The organism is Ruminobacter amylophilus, from assembly GCF_900115655.1.
GTDB classification, from domain to species: Bacteria; Pseudomonadota; Gammaproteobacteria; order Enterobacterales; family Succinivibrionaceae; genus Ruminobacter; species Ruminobacter amylophilus.
Genome location: NZ_FOXF01000025.1, coordinates 22,473 through 31,987, shown reverse-complemented (window position 1 = coordinate 31,987; position 9,515 = coordinate 22,473). Strand labels below are relative to the sequence as shown.

General features: G+C 40.9%; 11 protein-coding genes. 5 read left to right on the top strand and 6 right to left on the bottom strand.

Annotation, left to right across the window (positions count from 1 at the left end; all coding sequences use genetic code 11):
• Positions 1–271: 271 nt before the first annotated feature.
• On the bottom strand, positions 272–1,021 hold the full coding sequence (locus tag BMY80_RS07315) for a hypothetical protein (protein WP_093142395.1): 750 nt from the start codon (positions 1,019–1,021) through the stop codon (positions 272–274).
• Positions 1,022–1,436: 415 nt separating this feature from the next.
• On the opposite strand from BMY80_RS07315, the gene BMY80_RS07310 reads away from it, so the two are divergent.
• The gene (locus BMY80_RS07310; protein ID WP_093142393.1) at positions 1,437–1,655 is read left to right on the top strand and encodes a hypothetical protein; all 219 of its coding nucleotides are present in this window, start codon (positions 1,437–1,439) and stop codon (positions 1,653–1,655) included.
• A 75-nt stretch (positions 1,656–1,730) separates the two neighbouring features.
• On the opposite strand, the gene BMY80_RS07305 is transcribed toward BMY80_RS07310, so the two are convergent.
• The 4 genes from BMY80_RS07305 to infA all read right to left on the bottom strand — a co-directional run bounded on the left by BMY80_RS07305 (position 1,731) and on the right by infA (position 3,961).
• Positions 1,731–1,994, bottom strand: coding sequence for a cold-shock protein (locus BMY80_RS07305; RefSeq protein WP_093142390.1), 264 nt, complete (start codon positions 1,992–1,994; stop codon positions 1,731–1,733).
• A 463-nt stretch (positions 1,995–2,457) separates the two neighbouring features.
• The gene (locus tag BMY80_RS07300) at positions 2,458–2,865 is read right to left on the bottom strand and encodes a hypothetical protein (RefSeq protein WP_031578626.1); all 408 of its coding nucleotides are present in this window, start codon (positions 2,863–2,865) and stop codon (positions 2,458–2,460) included.
• Between the two features lie 34 nt (positions 2,866–2,899).
• Positions 2,900–3,721 carry an SEL1-like repeat protein gene (locus BMY80_RS07295; RefSeq protein WP_093142388.1) on the bottom strand — a complete coding sequence of 274 codons (822 nt, stop codon included), beginning with the start codon at positions 3,719–3,721 and terminating at the stop codon, positions 2,900–2,902.
• Positions 3,722–3,742: 21 nt separating this feature from the next.
• The gene (gene infA, locus BMY80_RS07290; RefSeq protein ID WP_031578628.1) at positions 3,743–3,961 is read right to left on the bottom strand and encodes a translation initiation factor IF-1; all 219 of its coding nucleotides are present in this window, start codon (positions 3,959–3,961) and stop codon (positions 3,743–3,745) included.
• Positions 3,962–4,440: 479 nt separating this feature from the next.
• On the opposite strand from infA, the gene BMY80_RS07285 reads away from it, so the two are divergent.
• A complete protein-coding gene (locus tag BMY80_RS07285; RefSeq protein WP_093142385.1) occupies positions 4,441–4,803 on the top strand; it encodes a cyclophilin-like fold protein in 363 nt (120 codons plus the stop codon).
• Between the two features lie 596 nt (positions 4,804–5,399).
• A complete protein-coding gene (locus BMY80_RS07280) occupies positions 5,400–6,224 on the top strand; it encodes a DUF922 domain-containing protein (protein ID WP_031578629.1) in 825 nt (274 codons plus the stop codon).
• A 97-nt stretch (positions 6,225–6,321) separates the two neighbouring features.
• On the opposite strand, the gene mnmC2 is transcribed toward BMY80_RS07280, so the two are convergent.
• Positions 6,322–7,104, bottom strand: a complete 783-nt coding sequence (gene mnmC2, locus BMY80_RS07275; RefSeq protein WP_093142383.1) for a tRNA (5-methylaminomethyl-2-thiouridine)(34)-methyltransferase MnmC2 — start codon at positions 7,102–7,104, stop codon at positions 6,322–6,324.
• A 360-nt stretch (positions 7,105–7,464) separates the two neighbouring features.
• Between mnmC2 and fabB the strand changes: the two genes are divergently transcribed.
• Positions 7,465–8,679 (top strand): beta-ketoacyl-ACP synthase I, encoded by a 1,215-nt coding sequence (gene fabB, locus BMY80_RS07270; RefSeq protein WP_031578631.1) that lies wholly within the window; start codon positions 7,465–7,467, stop codon positions 8,677–8,679.
• 94 nt (positions 8,680–8,773) lie between these two features.
• Positions 8,774–9,469 (top strand): pseudouridine synthase, encoded by a 696-nt coding sequence (locus BMY80_RS07265; RefSeq protein WP_031578632.1) that lies wholly within the window; start codon positions 8,774–8,776, stop codon positions 9,467–9,469.
• Positions 9,470–9,515 lie beyond the last annotated feature (46 nt).

Below are 9,515 nucleotides of genomic sequence, written 5' to 3'. Positions count from 1 at the left end.
TGCTCCATTTCAGCTTCCATCATATCTTTGATGGTACTGCCTAAAAGATCCCTAAGAGCAGCCTGTATGTCGGCTACGGTTTCGATATTATATTCCTGAAGAAGCTGTTTGATAATCTGATGCTTCCCCTCAGTCATCTGGATCCTGTGGACGGACTTTTTTCTTTAACCATAATGCAAAACTCCTGATTATATAAGTTAAATTATATCTCAGGAATTTTTCTGACATTTTTAGCTATATGTAATTTACAGAGTTTGGTTCACACACCCGGTCAGTATTTACTTCCATTGCCTTCGAAGGAAACAACCGTGAACCCGTTCTCCTTACACCAGTTTTTAAGATGCTTCAGGCAGTTAAAGTCATCAGCTGACGGAGGTGAATACTCATCAGGCGGACAGAACACCTCAAATGAGCTGTCCAAAAATTCGTTAAGCTCATTCTCGGCTTCCATCAGAAAGTCATCAAACATCCTATCCAGATAATCACTGATTTGGTCTTCAATCAGGATGGTCAGTTCATCACAGCTTATAAGCGGCGTTATTTTCAGATCTGAGGATAAATTATTCAGGATGAGCTTTGTATCTTTTGGTCTTATTGTAAAGTGGGCATCGTAATTACATTCGATGGGGGCATTGTTTCCATACCAGTAGCCTGAACCGTACCAGTCCAGATCCAGATCTTCTGAAAGGAACTCCTCAATCTCTGATTGTTCTCCGTTCCATTTTCTTCTGTTATCTTCGGAATAGAGAGATGCCAGTATGCAGGCCACATATTCGGATATTCTTTTGGTAAGACCGCATTCTTTACTTATGGTTTCGGTGAATGCGGCAATGTCATCCGCAATATCCTCATTGTCGTAGAGAATTTCGTTCAGGAGGACCAGCAGTATTCCGCCGGCAATGTTTTTAGGGCAGACCTTTGCATCCGTGAGCTCGAGGTAAACCTCATAAGGTTCGTCGTGCAGGTAATCCACGCCTTCTCTTTCAACTATTTCTTCCAGCTTTTTAATTGTCTGATTCATATCTTACCGGTTCTCCTTTCACTGTCTTTATTACAGACAGTTTTGCAGTACGAATGTTCAGGGAAAATAATCAGTAAATTTTTGCACCGATGTTCTTCTGCTTTAGAGACTGTGAGCAGGAGAATGTCTTTACTCATGATAAAACATGCTGACCATGCAGAATGCAATCAAGTTCTAAGTTTTTAATTTATCGTACATGTATGATTACTAAAACAGGTTAGCATGATGAGTTTCCTGATAGATTAATTAACAATAAAAAATGGAAAAGGCTGCCTGTGTTTAATATAGCTGGTGTGGGAAAATCAGAGGCTTCTGGCATGATAGTGAAAAATCATGTCATCTTAATTAACTGTTAGAAATTAAAAAAGCCACCTGTTAGCCTTTAATAAACCATTACTTAAAGGAGTGCTAACAGATGGCTTCAGCTGATACATTATGCAAGAAATTGCTCGGTGTCAAGTCCGCAGTTGTAACCGGACACGATTTTTATCAGGATTCAGACGGACTTAACCATCTTCGGATTCATGCTCGACCAAGTAAAAGAAAACATAAAAAAACACGAGACGATATTGGAATATATCTCGTGTTTGAGAAGATCGTTACCTTACAAGGGTTTCTAGATAAATTTATATAGTACAGTGATTTGGGAAGGTTTTAATAAAGATTAATATGCAATGTGTAATATTTGTACAGGTTGTGATTATGGAAATTAGGCAGCAATGGAAAGATCTTTTTTGCTGTCATTTTTTTCTGCCGCCTCTTCGTTCTCTTCAACAACCGTGAGAGTTACGGCATGCAGACCGTGATCTGTAATTTCTGCAGTGTAATCAACCAGCTGACCAGGTTTGAGAGTTCTGTATCCGTTCATGGCAATGGCGGTATAGTGTACAAAAACATCTTCCTTGCCTTCAGCAGGGACTACAAAGCCAAATCCTTTGGCGTTATTAAACCATTTTACGGTACCTCTTAGCATGTGAAATGCCTCCATAAGTTTAACAGGGAAAGAATAGTAATATACTTGTGTTTAAGCAAAAAACATGCCATTTAACAGGAATAAAAATATAATTAAGTCGGATATTATCTTTTAAAATTAAAAATTTGACATAAATCAGAGAAAAGAGGATGTGCCGTAACTGATAAACCGGAAGAATGACATCAGTTTGGTCTTATACATATTCGGAAGACTGTCGGTGCGGATGAAGTCAATGACGGAATAATGGATAATTTCTGAAATCTTACGGTTTTAAAGATTGTTTGTGGGGCATTAAATCACCAAAATGGTGCGTAAAGAGTAAATAATAACCAATTTGGACAGGATATGAATTTGTATCTTGTTTATGAAAAAGCAGACTTTCAGGAATGCTATTCATGCCTGAACAGACAGATAAGGTCTGTATCTGAATATACAGACCTTTTTAATGGAGATGAGTCAGATACTAGGTGTTTTTAGCAATGATTCTTTCTAAAGTCTTAACACGTTCTTCAAGATCATAAACCTTAAGTTCCAGAGCCTTGTCAGCAAGAATTGCTCTGCTGCTTGCGGCCTGTTCAAGAACCTTGTCTTCCGGAGTATTCTGTTCACCCGCTGCCGGATTTCCCTGATGGGTATTTGAGAGCATGCCGAATTTAGCGGCAGTTTCAACAACAGCGTTAATGAAATCATCGCTTCTTTCTATGATTTTCTTTTCAAGAATCCTCAAGAGTTTATCGTCTGCACTCGAACCACTTCCTCTTGATTCATAGGTGCTGATTGAAATTGCAGCCATATCCAGATGTTCTGCTAAATTTTTGGCTGTTACAAATCCTAAGCCAAGTCTCCATCTTTTATATAATTCCGGACTCATAGTATTTCCTTTGATGTTTTTATTAGCAATCAGACTAGATAGAATAGTTGGACACTTCCAAATTTCCAAGTGCACAATCTTTTAAGTAATGTACGTTTTTTGATTTCAGCATTTCTGCGTGCTTAAAAAGGTCATTACTTTTTTCTATATTTTTAGGAACGCCTTTTCCCGTATACAGACAGTATGCCATCAAAGCACAGGCATCACCGTAATCCCTGTCTGTCTCAGAAGCTTTTTCAAGATAGGAATGCAGATGAAAAACGCACTCATTGTAGTCAGGGGCTATGGACGTATCATGAACGCTGGTTCTACGTCTTTTGGTGACTGAAACTCTGCTGTCGTTAAATTCTTTATTCTTCCTGGATGCTTCTTTTCTTATTATTTTTTTATTTTCATATTCCCAATAGTTTTTTGCACTATAGGTTTTTTTGAAATAATCAGATAATGTATCTCCGAAAAAATTTATTACGGCAAGCAGATAAATACATTCCTGATAATCATTTCTTATAGCTCTTTCACTGTAGTACTTGGCGGCATTCACGTTGATGTTTGTTCCCAGTCCGATGAATCTCATTCTTGCGAGATAGGGCAGAGAAGGAGCAAATTCAGCGCTCAGCAGTCTTTCAAAAAGTGAAAATGCTTTGCTGTATCTTCCTGTTTTCATGCATCTGAGTGCCCTGAAGTAGTTTATGAACACTCTGGCAAATCTGAAAAAGTCAACCCAGTAGGTCACAAGGAGTATGCATACACACAGTATTCCTTTGACAACAAGGTTGTCGCTTACATTGCCGTAAAAGCCAAAAACAGCATAGATAAGTCCGAAGGATATTAAACTTTTTAAAATAAATAAAAACATAAATACCCCCGGAAGGTTATTTTAGCGACTGCGGAATACAATACGGCCCTTGGTGAGGTCGTAAGGAGTCATCTGAACTGTAACCTTGTCGCCGGTTAAAATACGGATATAGTTCTTGCGCATCTTACCGGAAATGTAGGCCATAACAACGTGGCCGTTTTCAAGCTGTACTCTGAAAGTGGTGTTTGGAAGGGTTTCGAGTACTACACCCTGCATTTCAATATTGTCTTCTTTGGACATGTTTTATTAACTCTTTATTATTTTTTAATATTTAAAAGACTGTATGTGATTGTTTTTACCGATTTGAGAATAAAAAAACTCAAATCAAAAATTGAGCTGAATTGTACTATCTTTTTTATAAATATGCAAAGAAAAAAGCGAACTGTATCGCACTATATTCATATAAAATATAAAAAAATGATAATGGTTTTAAATACTCTAAAGTGAAATTTTTTATTACTTGGTTATATTTTAATCAAATTATCTGAATTGTTGCTTATGGAAAAACGTTTATAAAATTGCTTAAAAACACTGATTTTTTGCGATTAAGTTAAAAAAATCTCACGGTGCGCGGACAGAACTGCCGGTGTCGACGGAAATCAATGAGAATTAATTCTGATCTGTTTTCTTGGATAAGCACACTGTCGGTTAAGCTGTAATGTTTTCTGATGTATTATTGTTTTAAGTGAAAATTAATGAAAGCTGGAGGTATTCGGCTGATGCTTAAAGTAAAAATAGATTCCGTTGATGTTTCAGTATTGTGGGAAAAAAACGAATCAGTCGAGGCATTGCGCACAATTGCGTGTAAAGCTCCCGTTAACATCAGTACAAAAATGTACGGCGGTTTTGAGCAGGTAGGTGAACTCGGTACAGCGCTTCCTCATTCCGACACGGAAATCACTTCCGCACCAGGTGATATTCTGCTTTACTGCGGCAGCATGATAGTGCTTTTTTACGGAAAAAACACCTGGAGCTATACCAGACTCGGTCGAATTACCGGTAAAACTCCGGAGGAACTTAAAGAGCTTCTTGGTAAGGAACACGTTACAGTTTCAATAACTTCTGAAAACACTGAAAAATAACGATGTTTATTACGGTTCAGCCAGTTTTAACCATAAAAACTGATTATTTTTTGAGCTGTATCTCATGATACGAAAGAGTAACTTTTAAATAACTTTTGAATAACTTATTATTATATTTCCATGTGATTAATATCTAGTAATGCCGACGGCGTTACATAAAACATTAGAGCTTACCGCAACAAATAAAGTAAACTTGCAGAAATATAGTAGTTTTGCAAGGTTGATTTAAGGGTTTCTTTATTACCCGGTTCTGCCGGCGGAGACTGATTGTCATGCCGTTCCCGTCTGCAGACTGTGACCGAAGAGCTGGAAAGTTTTACCAAGATGCGCTTTTGAGATGATTAGAAGCGTGTTTAATGCAAGGAAATAAACATCCGGAGATAAGAAAAAAGACAGGGATGTTTGCATTTTATTAAAGTGTAGGTGCTGTATTGAGAGTTTTATATTTACCGCACTGTTTCCTGCACCGGGATATACGGAGTTTATCCGGAAAGGTGATCCGGCGTTTATCTGAATATATCGGAAGATGCTGTGATTAACCAATTTCAGGGCTTTCCTGATAGGACTGCAAAAGCAGGATTAAAAGGGTGTAAAAAATGCCAAGACTAAAAATAGTAACAGCGTTAAGTATTATCGTGGTTCCGCTGGTAGTACTGTATGTTTTTCTATTTGTTTTACCGGGAATGACCTCAGCAGGTTCAGGTTCCGTTCTTGATCGTAAATTCTCTACCGTCAACGCAGATAACAACGTCGTGGATAAGCCGTACATTGATGAAAGCTATCTGAGTGAAGCAGGCAGAAATCAGCTGGCTTATCAGCAGATGAATGCCGCAAAGGGGGATGTTTACTATCACGATCTGAGCATCAGAGAAAAGATTAATAAAAACACCGAGTTTTATCAGGTTGAAGCCTCCGATCCTGATGAGCTCAGAGAAAAGATTGTAATGTTTGCCCCTGAAAATGCCTCAACCGGCAAAAAGAGTGTGACAAAGGTTACCTATGGTGTTGACTGGAGCCTTGATACACGTCAGGAAGAAGGTGAATGCAAGTTCTACGGAGCAAATATCGTTACCAATGTGACCATGATGGTTCCACAGTGGGTTGGTATGGAAAACCAACCTGATGAAGTCAAGGAACAGTGGGGTACCTTCCTTACCAGTGTTTCCAACTATGAAGCTACACATAATCAGATTATGATTGAGGTAAGCAAGGAAATTGCAAACAGAATCCGTTTCATTCCTAAGCAGTCTCTCTGTTCAGATCTCGTGGAAAAGGTTAATAACATCGGTAACAGCGGTCTTGAGCTTGCCAAGGAAAAAATGAGAAGATACCGCTATGAAACTGCAGGCGGCAGATATTTCGGCGTCAGGATGCCTGCATTCGCCAGAAGAGACTACGTAGAATCAGTTGAAACCGAATAAATTCACGGTTTTGTTATTAACTGAACAATCCGCATGATTACCGGTTGGTCATGCGGATTTCTTTTTGTAATGCCTGTGGATTTTTACGAAATAGGTGTTATTCAGAGGCCAGAAAACCGGTAAGCATTTCTCTTTTTCGGCCGAACCCCCGGCGCTTTACCAGAGTAAAACCAGCCTCTCTGAGATTGTCCCTGACTTCACGGCACACGGTGAAGGTGGCAATGTTTGTTCCTGCGGTACTAAGATTAACAAGCAGCTTCATGCTTTGCAGAGACCACATGTCGCTGTTGCTTTTGGGGTTGAAACCGTCAAGAAACCATGAATTCACAGGCTGATTTACCGAGATGCGCGAATAGCAGTCGGATATGTCCCCAATCATCAGTACAAGGGTGAAGTGACTGTTTATGACTACCCTGTTCAGTCCTGTGTGCAGGGGGCGTGAAAATAATGCCTGAAGCAGTTCCTTACTTTCTTTTTCAAGCTGAGGAAAGTGTCGGTGGGCTCTGGCCATGTCATCAGGACTCAGAGGATATTTCTCCACTGTCAGAAAGGTAATGTCAGGGAGTGTTTCAGCCTCTTCTTCAAGAAGCCTGTAGAAACGCATCAGAGTGAGCAGATTGAGTCCGGTACCGAATCCAGTTTCTCCAATCAGATATTCACGGGGGCCGGTTCCGTTGCCAGAAAGTGAACCTGCCGATGCCGGAAGTCTTTTCTTCAGATCGCATCCGTTTATGAAAACATGTTCTGTTTCATCCATGCCTCCGCAGTCGGAGAAATACACATCATCAAAATCGGTGCTGCGGGGTTCATCGGTTTCGGTAAAATCGATGCTGGCGTAGGTTATCGGATTTTCCGGGAGAGAGGAGGTGATAGTAATCATGATACGTTCCTGTTTTCAGACGACGGATAATTATTGATCACCGGAAATCAACTGTCCACATTCCGATAACAATTGATTTTTAAACTGATTCCGGATAATCCGTTTCGACAGGAGAAATGTGTTAATGCAGGTGTTTTTATACACATTTCTGTTATGTGACACAGTATGAATTGATTTTTGCCACAATTAAAAAAAACTATAATATAATGTGATTCATTGTGGATATGTAGTTTTACATTCCTTGGTTTCCGGCTGAAATTTTTCTGACCGGGTCATGAACCTGAGCGGTTAAGTTCTGTCTAAAGCTTTACTGGGGCCGCCTCTGGTGGTGTAAAAAATCAATAAAGAGATATATAAATTATGAGAAGAGCAGTTATTACCGGTATGGGAATTGTGTCCAGTATTGGTAACAATTTGCAGAATGTTCTGCAGTCCTTAAAAACAGGAAAGTCTGGAATTTCTTTTTCTGAACAGTTTAAGGAAGCAGGTTTAAAGTCAAACGTATGGGGTGCAGTGGATTTAAACCTTGATGAACTGATTGATCGCAAGGTTAAGCGCTTCATGGGCGATGCTGCCGCATATGCCTATCTTTCCATGCAGCAGGCAGTAGAGGATTCCGGTCTTACCGAATCAGAAGTTTCAAATGAAAGAACCGGTCTTATCTGCGGTTCCGGCGGTGCATCAAGCAGAAATCAGGTTGAAGCCTGTGATACCTTAAGAACCAAGGGTATTCGTCGTGTAGGTCCTTATCAGGTTACTAGATGCATGGGATCAACCACTTCAGCATGTCTGGCAACACCTTTCAAGATTAAAGGTGTTAATTACAGTATCAGTTCAGCCTGTTCAACATCAGCTCACTGTATCGGCACTGCTGCTGAACAGATTATGCTTGGCAAGCAGGATGTCGTGTTTGCCGGTGGCGGTGAAGAACTGGACTGGAGTCTGGCCTGTCTGTTCGACGGCATGGGCGCCTTAAGCACCAAGTACAATGAAACTCCTGAAAAGGCTTCAAGAACCTATGATGCCGATCGTGACGGTTTTGTTATTGCCGGCGGTGGCGGCATGGTTGTTGTTGAAGAACTCGAACATGCACTTGCACGCGGTGCCAAGATTTACGGTGAACTGGTAGGCTTCGGTGCAACTTCAGACGGTTACGACATGGTAGCTCCTTCCGGAGAAGGTGCGGTGAGATGCATGAAGCAGGCTATGGCAACTTCAGCCAATCCTGTTCAGTACATCAATACTCACGGTACTTCAACCAAGGTAGGCGATACCAAGGAACTTGAGGCAATCAAGACAACATTCGGTGAAAATGTTCCGTTCCTGAGCGCAACCAAGGCTATGACAGGACACAGTCTCGGTGCTGCAGGCGTGCAGGAAGCCATTTACTCACTTCTGATGCTTAACAATAACTTCATTGCTCCAAGTATCAATATTGAAAATCTTGATCCTCTGGCAGAAGGTTTGCCAATTGTTACTTCAGCCAAGGATATTGAACTTGAATGCGTAATGTCAAACAGCTTCGGTTTCGGCGGAACCAATGCCTGTCTGATTTTCAACAAGTATCACGGTTAATGCGGTCTGCCGACGGCAGACGTTTTTTAAAAAATCAGAGGAAAATTTTTTCTTCTGATTTTTTTGTATATAAGGATAATAAATGGGCGACAGAATTAGACTGGATAAATGTCTTACACTGAATTACGGTCTGAGCAGAAAGGAGGCGGGTGTTGTTATCCGTAAAGGCGAGGTTACCGTTAACGGCAGTGTGGTAAAGGATGCGGCACTCAAGGTCGGACCTGAAGATGCCATTGTCTGCAACGGTGACGGTCTTGAAGTGGTAACTGAGCAGAAAAAGAGGTATTTCATGATAAATAAGCCTCAGGGGTGCGTCTGTTCAAATGATGATCCGATGAATCCGATTGTTCTGACCCTGCTTTCCGAGGAGGCGGGGGGACTGTTCTGCGTGGGCAGACTGGACCTTGATACCGAAGGTCTTCTGTTCATTACTGATGACGGGGCCTGGGCGCACCGTATAACCTCTCCCAAAAAGTCCCACACAAAAACCTATGAGGTATGGCTGGCTGAAGACTGTCCTGAAAGCAATATAGAACTGTTTGAGAAGGGAGTGCTTCTTCGCGGTGAGAAAGAACCGACAAGACCAGCCAGACTTGAAATTCTTGAACCGAAACATGTGCTGCTGACCATTACCGAAGGCAGATATCATCAGGTGAAAAGAATGTTCGGTTTTACGGGGAACAGAGTGGTAGGACTTAAACGCATTTCTATCGGTGAGGTGATGCTTGACGATGATCTGATGCCTGGCGAATACCGTGAACTTACGGAACGTGAGATAGCTCTTTTTTAGTAGGCAGAACATGCTGAAAAACAGAGAACCGGACGAAAGTCCGGTT